General features: G+C 55.6%; 17 protein-coding genes. 11 read left to right on the top strand and 6 right to left on the bottom strand.

The genetic code is table 11. The annotated features are described in order from the left end of the window. Positions 1-68: 68 nt before the first annotated feature. Together DNI29_RS04855 and DNI29_RS04850 are read right to left on the bottom strand one after the other, a co-directional pair. Positions 69-797 (bottom strand): GNAT family N-acetyltransferase, encoded by a 729-nt coding sequence (locus tag DNI29_RS04855; RefSeq protein ID WP_110976917.1) that lies wholly within the window; start codon positions 795-797, stop codon positions 69-71. Between the two features lie 97 nt (positions 798-894). After that, entirely contained in the window at positions 895-1317 is a 423-nt protein-coding gene (locus DNI29_RS04850) for a BrxA/BrxB family bacilliredoxin (RefSeq protein ID WP_110976916.1), read from the bottom strand. 186 nt (positions 1318-1503) lie between these two features. Here DNI29_RS04850 and DNI29_RS04845 point away from each other — a divergent pair, with 186 nt between their 5' ends. From DNI29_RS04845 to DNI29_RS04815, 7 genes are all read left to right on the top strand, one after another. Further along, positions 1504-1797: a hypothetical protein gene (locus DNI29_RS04845; protein ID WP_110976915.1), complete on the top strand. Its 294-nt coding sequence runs from the start codon at positions 1504-1506 to the stop codon at positions 1795-1797. A 147-nt stretch (positions 1798-1944) separates the two neighbouring features. After that, positions 1945-3009 (top strand): tetratricopeptide repeat protein, encoded by a 1065-nt coding sequence (locus DNI29_RS04840; protein WP_110976914.1) that lies wholly within the window; start codon positions 1945-1947, stop codon positions 3007-3009. A gap of 67 nt (positions 3010-3076) precedes the next feature. Beyond that, positions 3077-5116 carry an OmpA family protein gene (locus DNI29_RS04835; protein WP_110976913.1) on the top strand — a complete coding sequence of 680 codons (2040 nt, stop codon included), beginning with the start codon at positions 3077-3079 and terminating at the stop codon, positions 5114-5116. 301 nt (positions 5117-5417) lie between these two features. Then, positions 5418-8924: a hybrid sensor histidine kinase/response regulator gene (locus tag DNI29_RS04830; RefSeq protein ID WP_162303513.1), complete on the top strand. Its 3507-nt coding sequence runs from the start codon at positions 5418-5420 to the stop codon at positions 8922-8924. A gap of 41 nt (positions 8925-8965) precedes the next feature. Continuing rightward, complete coding sequence (locus DNI29_RS04825) at positions 8966-9694, top strand: LytR/AlgR family response regulator transcription factor (protein WP_110976911.1); 729 nt, start codon at positions 8966-8968, stop codon at positions 9692-9694. 66 nt (positions 9695-9760) lie between these two features. After that, complete coding sequence (locus tag DNI29_RS04820) at positions 9761-10327, top strand: PKD domain-containing protein (protein WP_123823073.1); 567 nt, start codon at positions 9761-9763, stop codon at positions 10325-10327. A gap of 160 nt (positions 10328-10487) precedes the next feature. Continuing rightward, a complete protein-coding gene (locus tag DNI29_RS04815) occupies positions 10488-10961 on the top strand; it encodes a hypothetical protein (protein ID WP_110976909.1) in 474 nt (157 codons plus the stop codon). A gap of 64 nt (positions 10962-11025) precedes the next feature. Here the strand turns inward: DNI29_RS04815 and DNI29_RS04810 are convergent, their stop codons facing one another. Further along, entirely contained in the window at positions 11026-12480 is a 1455-nt protein-coding gene (locus DNI29_RS04810; protein ID WP_110976908.1) for a hypothetical protein, read from the bottom strand. Positions 12481-12935: 455 nt separating this feature from the next. On the opposite strand from DNI29_RS04810, the gene DNI29_RS04805 reads away from it, so the two are divergent. The 4 genes from DNI29_RS04805 to DNI29_RS04790 all read left to right on the top strand — a co-directional run bounded on the left by DNI29_RS04805 (position 12936) and on the right by DNI29_RS04790 (position 16962). Further along, a complete protein-coding gene (locus DNI29_RS04805; protein ID WP_110976907.1) occupies positions 12936-13124 on the top strand; it encodes a hypothetical protein in 189 nt (62 codons plus the stop codon). Between the two features lie 78 nt (positions 13125-13202). Further along, the gene (locus tag DNI29_RS04800) at positions 13203-14945 is read left to right on the top strand and encodes an ABC transporter substrate-binding protein (protein WP_110976906.1); all 1743 of its coding nucleotides are present in this window, start codon (positions 13203-13205) and stop codon (positions 14943-14945) included. A 5-nt stretch (positions 14946-14950) separates the two neighbouring features. Then, a complete protein-coding gene (locus DNI29_RS04795; protein ID WP_110976905.1) occupies positions 14951-15988 on the top strand; it encodes an ABC transporter permease in 1038 nt (345 codons plus the stop codon). 2 nt (positions 15989-15990) lie between these two features. Next, complete coding sequence (locus DNI29_RS04790) at positions 15991-16962, top strand: ABC transporter permease (RefSeq protein ID WP_110976904.1); 972 nt, start codon at positions 15991-15993, stop codon at positions 16960-16962. A 535-nt stretch (positions 16963-17497) separates the two neighbouring features. Here the strand turns inward: DNI29_RS04790 and DNI29_RS04785 are convergent. From DNI29_RS04785 to hemC, 3 genes are all read right to left on the bottom strand, one after another. After that, a complete protein-coding gene (locus DNI29_RS04785) occupies positions 17498-18403 on the bottom strand; it encodes an SDR family oxidoreductase (RefSeq protein WP_110976903.1) in 906 nt (301 codons plus the stop codon). A gap of 57 nt (positions 18404-18460) precedes the next feature. Then, complete coding sequence (locus tag DNI29_RS04780) at positions 18461-19105, bottom strand: peptidylprolyl isomerase (protein ID WP_110976902.1); 645 nt, start codon at positions 19103-19105, stop codon at positions 18461-18463. 210 nt (positions 19106-19315) lie between these two features. After that, complete coding sequence (gene hemC, locus DNI29_RS04775) at positions 19316-20257, bottom strand: hydroxymethylbilane synthase (RefSeq protein ID WP_110977291.1); 942 nt, start codon at positions 20255-20257, stop codon at positions 19316-19318. Positions 20258-20458: the final 201 nt, after the last annotated feature.

The following is a 20458-nucleotide window of genomic DNA, read 5'->3' as shown; positions in this document are numbered from 1 at the left end:
TACGCCAACTTATTAGAAGCCCCACCAACTTGGTGGGGCTTTTTTCATGGTTATCTGCTGGCTGGTTCTTACAACCAAATGTGGTACACATGCTCTTCGTGTTCCTGCACAAAGCCTTCACGCAAGTAAAATCGGCAAGCCCCTTCGTTGTCGAGCTGGGTAGTTACCTGTATGCGTGGCACCTGCCAAGTGTGGGCATAATGCAAGCCAGCCTCTACCAGCTTCCTCCCGATACCTTTTCCCCGGTGTCCTTCCTGCACCGCCAGCAGCCCAATGGTAATGTGCGTGGGTTGGTAGCCAAGTGTGATGAGGCCTAAGGGTTCAGGCGCGGAAGGGGGGTAGGAAGCCAGCACCTTCCGCGCTAATTGCCCATCAACGCTACCCCGGATCCAGTTTTCATACAACCGCTCGTAGGTACCCGCCGGAAAATTTAGGTCGAGGCGAAACCGGGAGTAGTGCGCACTCTGAATAGCTAAGTCAACTAGGTTGGGAGTCACGCTGGGGGTAGGGAGTACATAAGCAGGTATTTGCGGAGCCGTTTCCGGCACAGCCCGCCCGAACCGAACCTTCCGATCTAGCAGGCTGGCCCCCACTGCCCGGGCACTTGCCGTCGATTGCACATCGGCAGGGTCAAGAAACCAGTAGAGCAGCCTCCATTTATCATGGCGGGCCTGCTGAACTACTTGCTGTAATTCCGGCTCGGATACGGCCGACGCCTGGAGCCGGCCCACTGGAAAACCGAAAAACTGGGTGTCCCAGTGCAACGGCTGAATAGATGGGACAAGTGGATTCAGCATAGCGCTATCGAAAAAGAACTTGGCAAGGGCACAAAGAAAAACCGTTCGCGGCGCATTGCCACGAACGGTTTAACAAGCTCGAAACTAGCACGAGTTTCTAGCAATACTCTTCGAAAGCGCCCTGCAGGTTGTTTACAATGCGCATCAGGTCGTTGCCTTCAATGTGGTAACGCTCAATCATGTGCACTAGCTCACCATCTTTGAACAGGGCTATGCAGGGGCTGCTGGGGGGGTAGGGCAGCATATGCTCCCGCGCCTTGGCTACGGCTTCGGTTTCCATACCAGCAAACACCGTCACCAGCTTAGCCGGCTTCTTATCGGAACTGGAAACGGCCATTTTTAGGGCGGGGCGAGCCTTAGCGGCTGCGCAACCGCACACCGAATTTACGGCTACCAGCACGGTACCGCTTTGCTCGTTGAGCACAGAATCAACTTCTTCGGGGGTCATCAGCTGCTCGAAACCGGCCTCAACGAGGTCTTGGCGAATCGGAGCTACCATGTATTCAGGATACGTGGCCATAGGTGAAAGCTAGGCTTTAAGGTGAACTATTCCGGCGGCACGAAGGCTGACGGCAGCACGAAATTACGCAACTGTCGCGGCACTCCCGCAGTCGGCCTATACAACCACAAACCGGAGCCGGAAGTTTACTCAGCGGCGGGATGGTCCGAGAATTGCTTTAACTCCCGAAACTTGCCGCCTATTGCCATGACCTACGCTGAATTTCTTGCCTCCCAAACCCACTCAACAGCACCCACCGGATTATCGCCCCTCCTGATTGCGCTCTGGCACGCCGGGCGTGATGAGTGGCACCAAGCCCACGATATTGCACAGGACAACGAGCACGACCCGCTGCAGAACTGGCTTCATGCGTTTCTGCACCGCCAAGAGGGCGACCAAGGCAATGCTGCATACTGGTACCGCCGCGCCAACCGGCCCGTGTTTAGCGGCACGCTCCGCCGCGAATGGGAGGAAATTGTTAGGACCCAGCTTCCCGATTAATAAGATATGGCTTGCTCTATTCAGCTAGCTTTAGATTCTATTACATCTTGATATAATTAAATATAAATTCATTTATAATCTTGATTTACGGCTCATTGCGTATTTAAAATTATATTTATGCCGGGCCACTGAAACTGGCTGGATGCTATGCGAAAGATTACTCTCTTATCTGCTACCCTCCTGTTGGCCGTCAGCGCTGCCCAGGCTCAGGTAGATACTGTTCGGGCAACTACCCTACCCCCTGCTCAGCTGGCGGAGAAGCTTTACAATAGCGGAGTAGCCAAATACAACCAGAAAAGCTACCGTGCCGCCCTGCAGGATTTTGACCGCGCCTTAGCCGCCAAGCCCGATTTCGCCAAGGCCTACTACAACCGGGCGGCGGTGCGTTATGAGCTAAAAGACTATCAGCCGGCTATTCAGGACTACGACCAGGCCATTAAGCTCGATCCTAATACGTTTGGGTCTTATTTCGGGCGAGGCCAGGTACGGGAGGCGTTGAAGCAAACGGCCGAAGCAGAACAAGATTACGGCAAAGCTACTGAGCTGAAAACCGACTACGCACCGGCTTGGTATTACCGCGGGGCGCTGCGTTTCGAGAAGGCCGAGTACGCAGCAGCCAAAGCTGACTTTGACGCCGCCATCAAGGCCGACCCAACCTACGCCTATGCTTGGCACGACCGGGGTAGCACGCAACGCCAGCTAAACAACCTGCCCGCCGCCATTCAGGACTACAGCCAAGCCCTGAAGCTCCAGCCCGAGCTACTGCCTGCCCTACTGAACCGGGCTGCTACCCGCCGCCGCTCCGGCGACCTGAAAGGAGCCCTGCAGGATTACAACGATTACCTCGCCAAAAAGCAAGACAACGCCTTGGCTTACACCAACCGCGGCAGCACCCGCTATGAGCAGGGGGACTACAAAGGTGCCGTGGAAGATTTCGGTAGGGCTGTGGTGCTGGATGCCGGATATGCCTTTGCATGGAATAACCGCGCCGCTGCCTACCTCAAGTTAGAAGACTACAAGCGCGCTGAAGCGGACGCCTCCAAGGCCATCAGCCTGAATGCCCAGTACGCTGAGGCTTACCTCAACCGCGGCCACGCCCGCGAAATGCTGCGCCTACCTGATGCTGCTTGCCAGGACTGGCGCAAGGCGGCAGAGTTGGGGTTAGAAATTGGTAATACGCACGCGGCCAATGCCGGCTGTGGCGCCGAGTAAGAGAACAGCTCTGTGCCTACAGTAAAATATTCTGCGCCCACTACGGGCGAAAAACGCCGCGACGACAATGCATAAATATCTACTAGCCTTTCTCTTACTTTCTGCCACAGCCGCATCGGCCCAGAATGTTGAGTTCAGCAAAGACCAGTTCGGGAACGATAAGGATGGACTCAAAACGGCTCTGAAGGAAATTAAGGCCGGCGACGAGTTCTATGATCTAGACCCGCCGCGCTACGAGCAGGCGCTGCCGCATTACCTGGCCGCCCAGAAATTCAACCCGAACAATGCGCAGCTCAACCTCAAAATAGGAGAAAGCTACCTCCACTCCGGCTTCAAACCCCGCGCCCTGGAATATTTGCAGAAAGCCTATCAGCTCAACCCCGACGTAGATCCGCGCATCCACTACCTGCTGGGCCGGGGCCTGCACCTGAATGCGAAGTGGGACCAGGCTATTGCTGAGTATAAGCGGGCTACCCCGGCGGCTGGCACCAAAAACACCGCCGCCTTCACCCAAGACATTCAGAAGAAAATCCGGGAGTGCGAAAACGGCCGTAAGCTGGCTGCCAAGCCCAGCCGTGTTTTTATTGATAATGCTGGCCCTGGCGTGAACTCGGCATACGCTGATTATGGCCCCGTTATTACGGCTGATGAGTCGGTAATTCTATTCACCTCGCGGCGCGACAACTCTACGGGCGGCCAGAAAGACCCAGAAACCGGCGGCTTCTTTGAGGACGTGTACCAAAGCACGCGCACCGGCAAAGGCGAGTGGAGCCCGGCACGCAACCTCGGCGAGCCAGTAAATACCGATGGCCACGACGCTACGGTGGGCCTTGCTCCGGATGGTCAGCGCCTGCTGGTGTACCTAGAGGAAAACGGCGGCGACCTGAACGAAGCCAACCTACGGGGCGCGGAGTGGCGCAAGCCCCAGAAGCTGGGCTCCCGCATCAATTCCAAAGCTCACGAATCATCGGCGGCTTACACGCCGGATGGGCGCAGCCTCTACTTTGTAACTGACAAGGAAGGTGGACAAGGCGGGCGCGACATCTACAAAGTTGAGCTTGAAGGTCGCGGGCCAGCAGTCAATCTAGGCTCGGTCATCAATACCCAATACGGCGAAGAAGGCGTATTTCTGCACCCCGATGGCAAAACGATGTATTTCTCCTCAGAGGGGCACAACTCCATGGGTGGCTACGACATTTTTAAGTCGGTGTACCAGAACGGTAAGTGGAGCGCTCCGGAAAACCTGGGCTGGCCCATCAACACCCCCGACGACGACGTATTCTTCGTGATTTCCGCCTCGGGCCGCCACGGCTACTACTCCTCATTCCGCGACGATGGACTGGGCTCCAAGGATATCTACCAGATAACCTTTCTCGGGCCCGAGAAGCCACCGATGCTCAGCCAGGAAGATCAGTTGCTGGCCTCGCGGGTGCAGCCAGTAAAAGAAACGCTGCTGGCGCCGCCCGTGGCTATTGCGTCGGCTCAGGTTACCATTCTGAAGGGGGTAGTAACGGAGGAAGCCAGCAAGCAGCCCACTGAGGCTACTATTGACGTAATCGACAATTCGCTTAACCAGATTATTGCCTCGTTCCAGTCCAACGCGCAGTCAGGTCGCTACCTGGTGTCGTTGCCTTCGGGCGTAAACTACGGTATTGTGGTGCGCAAAGAGGGCTACTTGTTCCACTCCGAAAATTTCGATTTGCCGGCGGGTGCTGCTTATTCTGAGGTTGTGAAAGACATTGCCCTGAAGAAGCTAGACGTGGGGGTGAAGGTCGTGCTCAACAACATTTTCTTCGATACGGGTAAGGCCACACTCCGTAAGGAAAGCACCGGCGAGCTGGAGCGTCTGCAGAAGCTGCTAGCGGAAACCCCAGCTCTGCGCCTGGAAATTTCGGGCCACACGGATAACGTAGGCAAAGCCGAGTTCAACAAGGACCTTTCCCAGCGTCGGGCCCAGGCCGTGGTAGACTACTTGGTAACCAAAGGCATTGATAAGGCCCGTCTGACCTCATTTGGGTACGCCGATACGCAGCCGGTGGCAACCAACACAACTGCCACGGGCCGTCAGCTGAATCGCCGCACCGAATTTAAGGTGACCGGTAAGTAAGACTAACCAACCAGGAAAAGGCCGGGCTGCTGTTTTAAACAGCAGCCCGGCCTTTTCCTGGTTGGTTAGTCTGCCAGACTGCCTTTCTTTCTGATTCAACGAGGAAAATAGGTCACCCGGCCAAAGCGTCCTGAGCACTGCGGCGCAACAGTGTAACTTGCTGGAACTACCTGTTTCGCTCATGCGCCTCTGTCGTTGGCTTGTTCTGATCTTTCTTTTCTGGGGGCTTTGTAGCCGCATAGCTTCTGCACAGTTTCTACCCGGCCAACGATTTTTAAAGCAGTTTGGCGCGGCAGAAGGCTTGCCTCAGCCTTTTATCTATGCCCTGACCCAGGACCGTGCCGGTTACCTCTGGATTGGTACTGCCGAGGGGCTAGTGCGCTTCGATGGCACAGAGTTCGTTACGTTTACGACTAAAGAAGGGCTGGCTGAGGATTTTGTGACCCGGCTGTATGTGCATCCGCGCACCGGCCAGTTGTGGGTGGGGCACTACCAGGGCAACGTGTCGCGCTGGGATGGGCAGCGGGTACTTGCTGTATCTAATCAGAAAGCCCAGGATGCCGGCTTCTCCGCCGCGCCGGGTATCGCGCCTCCGGATACAGCTTTGGCCCCTGATAACGGCGCGCCTACCCTGCAACGGGTCCTTCCAGCCGGCACCACGCCCCAATGCGTGCTGACCGACCGAGAGCAGAACGTATGGATTGGAACAGCCGGGCAGGGGTTGTGGCGCTGGTCGGACCGCCATGTAACTTTTTACCCCTACCCCACCGGAGGAAATATCACAACACTGGCTAGTGATGGCCGAGCAATGGGTGGCCGCACTGGTGGTCAACTAGTTGGAATAAGACACCGACCAGACCAAACGTCACCGATAACATGGTCTGAAGACCTGTTAAGCTATGCTCCCAGTGTGGTTTTGCGCACGCCCAACGAGCATTCCTTACCAGCGTTTACCAAAGGGCGCCCTACACCATCTTCAGCCATTTGGGCAGGCACGGCTGGGCACGGACTCTGGCGGGTTTCAGTACCAGCGCCGAAAGGCCGGCCAGTAAAAATGACGCAGGTTCGGCGGCTCCCGGCTGACCTGACTGTTACGGCTCTTACCCAGCACCCGAATGGCGACCTATGGGTAGGTACTGCGTTGGATGGCGTGTACCGCTTGCCCGCCGATTCTGCCCAGCCAGCCCAACACTTTACTACGGCGAACGGCCTGCTTCACAACACCATTTATGCCCTAACGGCCGATACAGCTGGCAGCGTTTGGATTGGCACCCACGATACGGGTTTGGCGGTGTGGCAGCGCGGCCGGTTCCGATACCATCGTTTTCCCAAAGGCGGCATTGATGTTACAACACTGGTTACCGATGATGCCGGCCGCGTCTGGATTGGTACGGAAGGCGCGGGAGTGCTTTGTTATACCAAAGGTAAGTTTCGGGCCTACAGCACTTCGCAGGGTCTGGCCTCACCTTACTGCTACGCCTTACTGCCCGTTCGCTGGGGCACAAGTTACCACGGTGGCTACCGGTATGACGCTCGACGGGAGCAGATAGTAGCCGTGCACCGCAATGCCATCAGCTTCGCCGATTCTAGCCTGCATTTCGCGTCGGCTACATTACCCGGTAACCCCTTGGTGCGCGACCTGCTGCCCCAAGCAGCCGTAGCGTGGAGAGAATACTGCATCTGGATTTTAACTCGTACCGGCCTGCTGTGCCTACGCACCGATAAACCAGAACTACTGCCAGGCACCAGCGCTCCTACTCCTATTTTGCTGGCTAGTGAGGTAGATGGCGCCTCCCGTCCGCCGCACCAGTTAGGGGAGCTTTCCGCAACCCAGCACCGAGTCAGTTTTCGGTTTCGGGGGGTGAGCTTGCTGCCCGGGCTGGCGGGTGTATCCTATCAGTACAGGCTGCGGGGCTACCACGCTCAGTGGAGCCATCCGACGACTGTTGGGGAGGCGCAGTTTCCGCGTTTAGACGCCGGGCAGTACATCTTTGAAGTTCGGACCCGGCTAGGCGAGCAGGGTTGGTGGTCGAGGCCCGTTGCTACTTCTTTCAGCATTGCTACCCCTTTTTGGCGCACCTGGTGGTTTACAATATTGAGCCTGCTGGCCGCCAGCGCAGGCATTTGGGCCTTTGTGAGGGGTAGGGAATTGACTTTGCGTCGGCAGAAGCTACAACTGGAAACCACCGTGCGCGAACGAACCGCCGAGTTACGGCAGCAAAAAGCTGAAACGGAACAGATAAACGCCGATTTAGTAATTGCCCGGGATGCAGCCGAGGCATCGCGCCAAGCCAAGGCGCAGTTTCTGGCCAACATGAGCCACGAAATCCGCACGCCCATGAATGCAGTGATTGGCCTGTCTCACCTGCTGCGCAACACCGCCATGAATGCCGAGCAAAGCGAGTACCTGGCAGCCATTCAGTCATCGTCCCAGAATCTGCTGGTCATTATCAATGACATTCTGGATTCCTCGAAAATGGAAGCCGGCAAACTTACCCTAGAGCAGGCACCGTTTCGTCTGCCAGAGCTGATTGAGCGGGTAGCGCGCATGTTCGAGTTTGCCACCGAAGCCAAAGGGTTGTACTTCCGTACTGAGGTAGGGCCCGGGGTACCGCCCGCTATCTTCGGCGACTCCGTGCGGCTCAACCAGGTACTGGTGAACTTGGTGGGCAACGCGGTAAAATTTACAACCCACGGTGGTGTTAGTCTGCGAGTAGAGAGGGTGGCCAGCGAGGAACTGAGCACCCTGCGCTTTGCCGTGCAGGATACCGGCATTGGCATTGCGGCCGATAAGCTGGACGCCATTTTTGAGGATTTCGCTCAGGCTAATACCAGCACAACCCGGCAGTTCGGCGGCACCGGCCTGGGCCTCAGTATAGCCCGCAACCTGGTGCACCTACACGGCGGCCGCGTTTGGGTAGAAAGTGAGGAAGGCCGGGGCTCTACGTTCTGGGTTGAAATTCCCTGTTTGCCTGCTGATGCAACCAGCGTCCGGCCTGAGGCGGCTACGTTGCTGGCTCCGTTCGAGCCGGCGCTGCACGTTCTGGTTGCTGAAGACAACGACCTAAACCAGTTGGTAGCTCGCAAAACGCTGGAAGCCTGGAATGTGCACGTAACCATTGCCGCCAATGGCCGCCTAGCGGTAGAGGCCGCGCAGCAGCAGCCTTTTGATGCCGTGCTGCTAGATGTGCAAATGCCCGAAATGGATGGTTACGAAGCAGCCCGCCAACTGCGGCAGCTGTATCCGGATGCCGAGCGCCTACCCCTCCTGGGCCTCACGGCTTCGGCTCTGCCCGAAGACCGCGCCCTGGCTTTGGCCGCCGGCATGAATGACACCTTAGCCAAGCCCTTCGACCCAGCTGTGTTGTACGCCCGCCTGGCATATTTCACCGGCCGCACTACCACAACTCTGGAGGCTCCTGAGCAGCCTGCGCAAGCCGAAGTTTCTGCTGCCGTTTCCCTACCCCCACAACCCGACTGGAGCCTGCTCGAGGAATTGGCCGGTGGCAATGAGGCTTTTGTGCAGCAAATTGTCCGGACGTTTCTGGCGCAGGCGCCGCCGCTGACGGTGCAGCTACAGGCAGCAGCCGCATCGGGGCCGGAGTTGGCAGCTGTAGCGCACAAGCTCCGGGGGCAGGTAGCCTATTTCGGGGCGGAAGCTTTGGTTCAGCAGTTAGAACAACTGGAACAGCAAGCCCGCGCAGAAAGGCCGCTGGATATGCTGGCAGAGCTGAGGGCTAGCATTCATCAGCAAATCACCAGCTTATACCCATTGCTGCAACTGCGTTTGCCCCAAACTCAGAGGTAGCCGTATAGGCTTTTTCCGGGTTGACCTGTACCTTTGAAGTTATGGCTGAAACTGCTACCACCCTGCGCTGCCTAGTTGTTGATGACGACCCGCTCGCCCTGCAGATTGTTGAGAACTGCATAGCCAGTACGCCCTTCCTGGTGCATGCCGGCAGCCACAGCAGTGCCATTTCTGCCGCCGAAGCGCTCCGGACCCAACCCATCGACCTGCTGTTTCTGGACGTGGAAATGCCCCTGATGTCGGGCCTGGATTTGCTGCGCACCTTACAGAACCCGCCTCTCGTTATCCTCATTACCAGCAGTAAGAGCTACGCCGTGGAAGCCTTTGAGTACGAAGTGCTCGACTACGTGGTGAAGCCCATCAGCTACGCACGCTTTCTGCAAGCCGCCCAAAAGGCCCTCACTACCCACGAAGCACACCTCAACCCCGCTCTCGATACCATTGAAGCGCCTACTAACACGGAGTTCACCTTCGTGAAAGTGGACAGCAAATTGGTGAAAGTGCTGTTCGACGAGGTTCGCTACGTAGAGGCCCTCGGTGACTACGTCCACATCGTGACGGGTAAAAGCAAGCTCATTGTGTACAGCACCATGCGGGCCGTGGAAGAAAAGTTTCCTTCTACATTGTTTGTGCGCGTGCACCGCTCCTTTATTGTTAACCTGAAGCGGGTGCAAAGCATCGAAGACAATACTGTGGTCATTAACGATAAGCACATTCCCATTGGGCAAACCTACCAGCGCGAGGTTTTTCAGCGCCTGAACAGATTTTAAGGCTTTTCTCTACTCCTCAGCTTGCGCTATTTCCTGCTTGCCTTCCTGACTCTTAGCTGCTGGCTTATGTCCGCAGGAGTGAGTTATGCCCAAGAAGCAGGCGACACTCTGAGCGTGGATTGCCCCTTGCCGCGGGTAGTAGAGTTGTGCGTGGAGCTAGATGCCAGCCGGGCTATGGACCCCGGAGCCGGCCCCCTTACCTTTCGCTGGCATATGGGCGACGGCACCCAGCTGACGGGCCCTACCATCTCGCACTGCTATCAGGAGCGTAAGCTGTACACTGTGCAGCTCGATGTAGTGGAGGAAGCCACCGGCGAAGTGCGCCGCGCTGAAAAACTTATCCCCGTCGATTTCACCAAGGAAATTGTGCTCAACTTTCGCCCTACCCCCTCCGATACGGTGAAAGTCGGCCAACCCGTCGTCTTCGACGCCCTCGATTCGCAGCTACCCTTGTGTCAAAACGTAGTGGTGCTATGGGACTTCCGCGACGGCCACGTTACTAACGGCCGCCGCGTGCAGCACACTTTCCGCCGCCCCGGCCAGTACCCTATCCGGATGAGCCTGCGCGGCAACGGCCCCGATGCTTGCCCCACTAGCCATTGCGTAAGCCGGATGCTAGTGGTAGTGCCCTGAGCTTTTCGCTAGCCGGGTTATTGCCCTGATTTGACGCCCAACCGCCCAGGTTCAGCCAAAAGCACAACCGTAGGCTTTACCCGCTTTTAGTTTTGCAGCAGAAAGTTTCTGTGAGCCCACTGCCTAGGCTGGGTTCACTTCTCCTCTACCCCTCTGCATCATGAAAAAGCTGCTTTTCGTCATTGTATTTGCTTTGGGCTGCCAGCTAGCCGGAACTGCGCAGGCAGCTCCTCCAACTGATTTCAAGACAGAAGCCTTAGCCGCTACCCAGCAACTGGCCGCCGTAGTCATTCTCGATGATGCCCGCCTGTTGCCTGTTCGGCGCCTCACCCAGGCTCGGCTAGCGCAGGAAGAAGAAATGCGGCAACTGTATGCCAACGATCCGGCTATGCTCCAGAATAAGCTCCGCGTGATTGGACAGGAGTACACTGCCCAGCTTAGCTCCCTGCTCTCGGTAGCTCAGTACCAACGCTACCTCGCGGCAGCTCCTGGCGTGCTGCCCGCTATGGTGGCTCCTACCCTCCTCCCCGAACGGGCTACCACGGCAAATGCACTGAAAAGTGGTTCTGTGCCTAAACAAGTAAGCTCCACTGTCAATAGAAGCCTCTCAGCGTCCAAGCAGCCGAAGCTCTAACCCTTGAGTAGGACTGTGATAAATGCGTCAGGCCCCAACCGTTTGTAGTTGGGGCCTGACGCATTTATAGCACTTGGTTTCGCACAGCTTGCTCCTCAGCTTGCTGATCGGCCGCCAGCTGACGCAGAATATCTAGCGCCAGCGCCCACAAATCCTCGTAAGGGATAATTTCTATCTCCCCGTAGGCTTCGCCCGGCTGCGGTGCGGCGCGCAGTCGCTCCAGCAAGGGCGCAGCCTTTTTTTCACACGCTTCCGGTTTGAAGTTTTGCTTTACGGTCATCAGCAGCATCCGAAAAAACAGCTGACTTCGCAGCGTAGCTGGGTCGCGCAGGTGACGCTGCTCGTACTTGCGCAAGCCCTCCAAACGCGCCAGCAACCCTTCAATATCGCGCCGACGCAGATAGTACAGAAACTGCAGAATCAAGATGGCCACATTGTAGCCCTGCTTGTCGCGGCTGTAGTCGGGCACGGTCTGCACAAACTGGGTAAAATGGCGCATTTTGAGTGCCGACTGCTCCGGGCGCACAAATTGAATATACGCCTCATACAGCTCCCAGCGCTGCTGAGCGGCTACCCGCTGTTTCCGATAGTACGGGTTTTTGCGGGCCTGCTGCAGCAAATCATACGCTTGCTCATAATGCTTGGCATGGGCGGCCAGCAAAAGGTAGGTTTCTAAGTAGTAAAACCAGTTGCCGGAGGAGTAGTGGAAATCCTTGAAATACTCTTCCGCCAGAATCAAGCCCTGTTCTGCCTGCCTACAGCGTAGGTGAGCATATACGCTCATGTAATTATTGAAGCGCTTATCGAAGCGCTTCTCATTGATTTTACCCTGCTTGCGCGCCTTCTCTGTGTCGGTTGTAATCCGGATGATTTCCTGATAATTTCCTACCAGTTCCTCTCGTGTAAGCTTTGTTACATAGAGGTAGTAGAAGGTATTGTAACTATTTACTTTCTTATGGAGCTTTTCCAACTTTCCCAGATAATCAGGGAGTTGTTTGATTAGGGCCTGACGCCACCGCACCCGGTAGATTGCAAACATCTTCACCTCGAAAAATGCCTGCTCCGCCTCATCTTCCAGGGTTAGCTTTTCCTGCAGCTTGGTTAGCTCCTGGTTCATGGCCTTGAAGCGGGTAGGATTGCGCATCTCCGCGTACAGGTTGCGCAGAATCCGGGCGCACATCACGGCATACTGGGTCAGCTCTGCTTCCCTGGCCACAGTCAGGGCTTTACGGTAGAGCTTTTCGGCTAGCTTGTACTCTCCTTCCCCGGTCAGAATCCGGGCTTGGTGCAGCAGCCCAAGGCATTGCTGCTCATGCCGCCGGGCAACTACGTGCCGGATATCTGTATGATCGAGGAAGTATAAGTGATTCAGCAACTTCTGCTGCACTCTCGATTTCAACTGCCGGAAAGCTGTCTGACTTTTAGACTCGGTGTTGCCATAGAGATTCTTAATCACCTTGTTCTGCGTAAGGCCGGGCTCCTGCTCTAGCATCCGAACCAATTGCAAGTCTTTGTTCATGGACTTGCGGGCCGAAAAATCTAGAAAAGGAAGAACCGCCAACCTACGATCTGTCACAATTTTTACTAGAGTAACTAATTCATCCATATCGAATTCTTGTTTTTGAGCTTATAAAGGCGGTTATGCAATATACGAGCTTATTTAAATCGGTGTCACAAAACAACGCATAATGGCCTTTACCTCTCCTGTGTATTGGACTTCCTTTGTAGTGGTATAATTGGATCTTTTTATAACTGATTATGTCACATTTAAGATATAAATGACCAACTGTTCAACTCGGCGCAAGCTCATTATTATGCTTTAGATAAGTAAAGCGGGCTATTGCCGAGGCTTTTTTGTAAGGGTTATACACCGAAAAGGACGTCACATTTACACCTTTTCTTTCCTTTACGTCACATGGTTTGGAGCCCACTTTTGTGTCAGTCAATTACTTGAACCACAAATAAATCCAGGCCATGTTCGAATTATTCCTCTTCAGCCTTCTCCAGCTTTCTAGCTTCTCTTCCTCTTTCTCCGCTACCCCCGCAGACCAGAGCACTGCTACTACTCAAACTGCTACCCTTGATGGACATGGCACCAGCGGTTGGGGCGAAGGACATATTACCGCTGATCATGGCACCAGCGGCTGGGGCGAAGGCCATTAATCTAACCCTATTTATTCCTAGCTCCTGTTTAAACGTGGTAACTTGCCTGGCGTAAACGTATGGCGCGGTTATCCGTTCATGAAGCAATTACTTTCTGGTGTGGTTATGCTGGTATGGGCGAGCGTAGGCCTTAGCGCTTGCTCGCCCACCTCCTCCGGCACGACTACTGAAAATATCCGAATCCACTGGGCCCGGGACCCCGAGAACCTTGATCCGCTACGCGTTGATAACCCTAGCTCTTTCGAGGTTACTAACCTGCTACATTGTAGCTTGTTACGTGGCAATGAGGCCATGCTGGACATTGTGCCATGGCTAGCTGAGTCGGCGCCCGTTACACGCCTCCTCGGCGACTCGTTGCAATTTGTGACCTACCGTCTGCGGCCAGAGGCTACTTGGGACAATGGCAGTCCTATATTAGCTCAGGATGTAGCCTTCACCTTAAAGGTGATGAATGCGCCGGGCCTACCCATTGAGCGCAGCCAAGCCACCTTTGGGTTTATTCGTGACATTCAGCTAGATAAGCAGGACCCGCGCCGGTTTACGCTGGTGTGTGCGGGCCAGTCGGCAGACCGCGCTAAGATTTCCGGCGACTTCTCAATTCTACCTGAGTACGCGCTTGACCCCCAAGGCTCGTTACGAAGTGTATCACTTCCGGCCATTGGCAAGAGCGGTACTCAACCTGCAGTGCAAAAATTTGTGCAGCGCTATGCTGCCCTCGACCTTGCCCGCCATCCAGAACGCCTACCCGGCTGCGGGCCCTACACCCTAAAGTCGTGGCAACCGGGGCGCTACCTCACCCTCCGGCGTAAAGCGCACTGGTGGGCTGATACCCTGCCTACCCCTCCTGCGGAGCTGCAAGCCTTTCCAAGCCAGCTAACCTATCAAGTAATTCCCGACGCCGCTACCGCCACCTTGGCTCTGCGTCGGGGCGAGTTAGACGTGTATGCTATGATGCCGGCAACTCAGTTTAGCCGGCTGCAGCAGTCAGCATCCGATAAGGAAAAGCTGCGCTTCTACACCGCTGATTCGTACGAGTTCCTGACGGTTAACTTTAATGTGCGCCGGCCCATGCTGCGTGATGCACTCACGCGTCAGGCGTTGAGTCATCTGCTTAATGTTCCGGCCTTAATTAAGGCTACTCAGCAGGGCGTGGCAACCCCCAGCGTGGGACTAATTAGCCCGCGCATTAAAGCCTATTACCACGACAGCCTACCGCTTCTCACGTTCAGCCCAACCCAAGCCACTACCTTACTTGGCCGTGCTAAGTGGCAGCGGCAGCCTGATGGCAGCTGGCAACGGCCTGGCACTGGCAACACCCCCGAGCGCCTTCAGCTGACGATTAGCTATAGGGCCGGCGAGCCAAGCTTTGAAACCGTAGCACTACAGTTCAGAAGCGCGGCAGCAGCCCTGGGCATTCCCGTGCAGCTTGTAGCCGCTGAACAGTCGCGCCTAAGCCAGCAGCTACGGGCCGGGCAGTTTGACCTAGCGATTCGGAACTTGGCAGGAAACCCGTTTTCGTATGACTTCACTCCCCTGCTTCATTCGCAAGGGATTGGGGTTGGAAACATGACGGGCTTTTCTTCACCCCTAACCGATCAGTTGATTGAAGAAATTGTGGTAGCGACTGATCCTGCTCAAAAGGCTCGGCTGCTTCGCAAATTTCAACTCGTGATGGCCTACGAACGGCCATTCACAGTACTGTACTTCAGCAAATACCGCATAGCTGCCTCACGCCGGCTGGGCGAACTGCCCGTCACGGGGTTGATGCCCGGTTATGAAGCTCATCGGATTCAGCTCCCAACCGAAGCGTCCCTGCAATAACGCTCATGAAAGCTCGAACGGCGTGGCGCTATCTTGGCAGACCAATAGTGGCGGCGTGGCTGGTTGTGTCCATTCTATTCCTGCTTACCCGCGCTGTCAGTAACAATACCAGCTTCATCCAGGCTACGCTGGAGGCCGATTCCCGGCTTCAGTTGGCAGAGCGGGAGCAGCTAACTCAACAGTTGCTGCACCGCTCCGGCCTTGACCGCCCGCTTTTCTACGTTTCCTTTCATCCTATTACCGGCTGGCAATGGCAGGGCATCCACAATCAATACCATGCGTGGGCTTCCCGCCTGCTGCACGCTGATTTGGGATTGTCTTACCGCAGCCAGAACCCCGTTAGTGAATTGTTGGTAGAAGCACTGCGCTACACATTGCCTTTAACGGTGCTAGCGGCCTTGCTAAGCCTTGGGCTTGGATTAGGGGTAGCAACAGGCCTGCACCTAACCTCCCCGCCCCGACGCACAGCCGTGCTTACCGCGCTACAAGCCTTGCAGGCAGCTCCCCTATTTCTGATTGCTACCGGCCTGCTTTTACTATTCGCTAATCCTGATTTTCTGGATTGGTTTCCCTCGTTTGGCTTAGGTACGGAGGAAGAAACCACTGCGTGGTGGCAGCTACCGGGCCGGCAGCTTTACTACTTAGCGCTGCCAGTTTTCAGCCTGGTTTTGGTTAGTACCCCACCGCTCATCATCCAGCTGGATGGCGCTTTGCAGCAGGAACTTCAGCAGCTCTATGTTGTAACGGCGCGGGCTAAGGGCGCTTCCCAGCGGCAGGTTATCTGGCGACATGCCCTGCGAAATGCCTTTCTTCCTACCCTTACTCTACTGTCGGAGCTATTACCGAACCTGGTAGCTGGTGCCGTAGTGGTGGAAGTGCTGTTTGCTCTACCTGGTATGGGTAGGCTCTTGGCCGAAGCCGCTGCTACCCAAGACCACCCTGTGCTACTGGGAGGAGTAGTACTCATCGTCGTGACCCGCGTTGTGGCGCAGTTGCTGGCAGATGGAGCTTATCGGCTGGCGGACCCGCGCATTCGATTGTAGCCATGAAGCAAATGCAGCGTTTCTGCCAGAACTGGCATCGGGCCTTGGCTTTGTTTTGGCTGACCAGCGTGGTAGTAGCGGCCTTGCTTGCTACAAGTACCGTACTCGTGCCTGATTTACTGCATACGGCTTCCCCCCCATTTTTGAGCCCGCACTGGCTGGGCACCGATCCGCAGGGCTTTGATGTAGCATACGCTTTGCTGCAAGGGGCTCGTACTATCTTGTATGTCAGCATCCCGGCGGCGGCACTTACTCTGCTGCTGGGAGGAGCTCTGGGTAGCGCCGCGGGCTATTGGAGTAATACCGGGCTGCGAGTGGCTCGTAGTTGGTGGATAGCGAGTGGCCTGCTAGTGGCGGGATGCATTGGGCTGGCAACTCAGTTGTACGCTGCGTTTCTGGTCACGAGTGGTAGCCTACTAACAGGGTGCGGTCTGATAGGCTGGCTTCTCCACCAATCTACGTGGGGCCGCCGCCCCTGGGCATTTCCTATCGATGCGCTAATAGCTGGCCTGATTGTATTGCTTGACTCAATTCCGCTGCTGGTTTTGGTACTGGTAGTGGCTGCCATTCAGCAACCTTCTGCCGGGGGATTGGTCCTCCTGATGACTCTCACCTGCTGGACTACCCCCGCCCGCCTGATGCGGGCGGCTACCTTACGCACTCGTGAACTGGCACACGTAGAAGCGGCCCGTGCGGCCGGGCTCTCCGATTGGCAGGTGCTCCGGCGTCATATCTGGCCACTGACCTGGCCAGTCGTTATGCTGCGCCTTCCTCTCACTATTGCTTTGCTTATTGGCCTAGAGACTACGCTGTCTTTCCTGGGGGTAGGACTACCGCCCGAAACCCCGAGTTGGGGGCGCCTGCTGGCGGGTATTCGGCAAAGCCCTGCTGCTTGGTGGCTTATACTTTGGCCAGGAGCGGCGCTGGTGCTTACTACCCTCAGTTTGCACCAGCTTAGCCGAAAAAAACAGTAGCCCCCTGTTTAACATCTGATGTCACAAATAAGGCCTTTTTTGCCACTAGACCTTGAGCATACAAAACGCCTGTTCCTTTATCAATTATCTGTTATTACAAGCTTTAGGCAAATGGCAATGCGGACTTCGCTTTGCACTGTATCGAATTAGCTCTAATTATCACAGCAATTATACAAGTCACAACTTTAGCAGAAGCGTCCTTTACAGACGCTTTTATACACCCTAATATTGTCATGTGGAACGGCTAAAACGATAGCGCTAAGCCTTTCCCCACCTGCTCTCTCATGACCAAGAACAGGTGTATTGAACAGTAGATTTTGATTGGACGGACTGTGAGATGCCGCCCCGCGTGCCTTCTCGCCCAATGGTTCACATAATAAATTGAGTAAGAAGCTCGGCAGCTGCTTGCCGCATGCTTCTCTACTCCAAGGTTGTTGCAATAGGTGTGTGAAAATCCCGCAGACATTGTCTGTGGGTTTTTTGCGTTATAGCGTCTAGTTACTAGGTATGCAATAGACCGAACTCCTAAACTGGTTTAAACAGAAGCAGTCTGCTGAGCGAGCAGTGCTATGCCCTCTCGAAAGGAATGTGGTTGGTATCCTAGCTCCTGCTCGGCTTTGCTGATAATAAAGCCGGTACGTGCCGGACGACGAGCAGGCTGGGTAAAGCTTGTAGCATTAACCTGTTCAATCAGGCTGCTATCCAACTGGAAGAAGTCGGCGGTTTGTAGCGCCATTTGGTAGGGCGTGAGCATCTCTCGCCCACTAATATGGAAGATGCCAGTGGCACTATGCTGGGCCGCCAGCCAGCAGCCCTGAGCTAGGTCCTCGGCCAGTGTAGGTGTCCGGAATTGGTCATCAACCACCTTGATGTGCTTACCAGCACGCAATGAGTCGCGGACCCAGAGCACTATGTTGGTACGGCCATACTCGTGCGCTACTCCATACACTAGCACAGTGCGCAGAATGGTCCAGGGGGTACGGCACTGCTTCACTAGTTGCTCAGCGGCCAGTTTGCTTTGACCATAATAATTCACCGGCGCTGGCACGGCATCTTCCGTGAGAGGACCTTCCTGCCCGCTAAAAACAAAATCGGTGCTGACGTGGAGCAGATGGATGTGGTGCTGTTCGCAGGCCTCTACTAAATGCTGCACAGCCGTCACGTTTTGCAACCAACACTCCGTTTGGTTTAGCTCGCACTCATCTACGTTGGTCATGGCGGCGGTGTGCAGCAGGTGGGTTGGCTTCTCTTGAGCCAGTACCTGCTGCACTTGCTGCCGGTTGGTTACATCGAGGGGCACAAAGCGTACGGCCGGGAAAAGCGCGGTCAGTTTGTTGGTTCCGCGCGAGGTAGCTATCAGCTCCACATTGGGCTGCTGCTGTAACAACGCTATCAGTTTCTGCCCTAGCAGCCCATTGGAACCTGTAACCAAAACTTTCATACCTGATAAAGCCAGTGGGCGTGCGAAAACGAGACTGCAGAAAAATACTGGGAATGGCTATTGGTACTGATAGCCGTAGAGTTCGGTAATCTTTTTCTTCTTCATCTTTTCCACCTTCACCGTCATAGCAATGTTGGTTACCGGCCGGTTACGCTCGGCAGTGGGCTGCTGCACAATTTTATCTACCACTTCCTGCCCGCTGATTACTTGCCCGAACACAGTGTATTGGCCGTTGAGGTGGGGAGTGCCTTGCGGATTCTGTACGATGTAAAACTGCGAGGCGCTGCTCTGGCGCTGCGGATTAATAAAGTCGGGGGTGCGGGCGGCCGCCACGGCACCGCGCTTATGGGTTAGGTTGGGCAAGATTTCTGCCGGAATCATTTTTTCATCAGAGGCGCCGGCTCCATCATTAGCCGGATCGGTGTCCTTGGAGTTGGGGTCGCCCCCCTGAATCATGAAGTTCGGAATGACCCGGTGGAAGGTAGTGCCGTTGTAGAAGCCACTTTGCGCCAGCTTCAGAAAATTCGCTTTATGCAGAGGTGTTTCATCAAACAGCACCATGCGAATATCGCCCTGGGGAGTGCTGATGGTTATCACCTGGTCTTTGCTGCTTTTCCGGGGCTTTTTGGCAGCATGCACGAAGGGGGTGGCCAATCCAACAATCAAACCCATCAGCAGGGTGTAACGAAAAAACGATTTCATAGCAGAAACGGAGAACGAATTAGACAGGCGAAAGTAAAACAGTTTCGGGCAGGTAGCTACTTACGAATAGAGGAGATACTGTTTCTGCTTTTTGAAGTAAAAATTCGCTTTGAGTGCCCTAGGCCTTCCACTATCAGCTGGCCACCAATAACAAGGGCCGCCCAAACCGGGCGGCCCTCAGGGTTAAGGCAGTGAGCGGGGGTAGGGAGCCTACCCCTCCTGGCGCACTCGCCGAATGTCGTCCAGAATCTGCCGGCCGCCGCGGGCCAGTACATTCTCCGCCAACTGCGTGCCCATTGCCTCGGCATCGGCAACAGGGGCTGTGTGTGTTTCCTGAATGAATTGCTGCCCATCGAGGCTGATAAGGCCGCCGTGCAGCTGCACCGTTTGCTCATCAGCACTGAGCGTTGCCAGCGCGAAGGACGGAATACTGCAGCCGCCTTCCATGGTGCGCAGGAAGGCCCGCTCCGCCGCCAGGCAAACGTGGGTAGCCGGGTGGTCGAGGATGCGGCGCAGCTCAGCTTTCAACTCCGGCTCCAGATTGCGGGCGCACTCAATAGCCACGCTACCCTGCCCGGTGGCCGGAACGTATTGCGTTTCGGGTAGTACGTAGCGAATCAGACCATCGTACTCCATGCGGTGCACACCGGCATAAGCCAGCACAAGGGCGTGGTACTGGCCATCTTCCAGCTTGCGCAAGCGCGTCTGGAGGTTGCCGCGTGCCTCAGCGGTAGTAGCATGGGGTAGGAAACGGCGCAGCATGGCCTTGCGGCGGGTACTGCTGGTGCCCAACACTAAGTCGGGGCGCTGCAGATCCAAGTTGGGGTCGAAGCTGACCACCACATCATTGACCCTTTCCCGCTCCATAAACGCCAGCAGCTCTAGGTCGGCGGGAATGCTGCTTTGCACATCTTTGGCGCTGTGCACCGCTATATCCACGTAGCCGGTGCGCAGGCCTTCTTCCAGCTCTTCCGTGAACACGCCCTTCGCCCCAATCTTATCGAGGGAGCGGTCCAGCACTACGTCGCCTTTGGTCGTGATAATGACAATTTCCGGGGCGAGACCCGCCGCCGTGAGTTGGTCCGCTACGTGGTTGGCCTGCCACAAAGCCAGCTTGCTACTACGAGTACCGATGCGAATGGAAGTTTTCAAATCAGAGTCAACTAGTTCGGAATGTACGCTCCAAGTCTTTTCTTTGCGAAGCTCAGCAGCCAAACACCGGCTGCTGACTATTACCCTGGAACCTCCCGGCAAAGATACGCCAGCCACCGCCGCTAACGTTGGCTATAGCTTGTTTAGCACTTGCTATAGCAATTTAGCAAAGTGTATTTCATGGATTTCCAGCCTCTGGAA

This window comes from Hymenobacter sediminis (assembly GCF_003231285.1).
GTDB lineage: Bacteria > Bacteroidota > Bacteroidia > Cytophagales > Hymenobacteraceae > Hymenobacter > Hymenobacter sediminis.
Note: the sequence above shows the minus strand (reverse complement) of the source record. Positions and strands in the feature narration are given on the sequence as shown.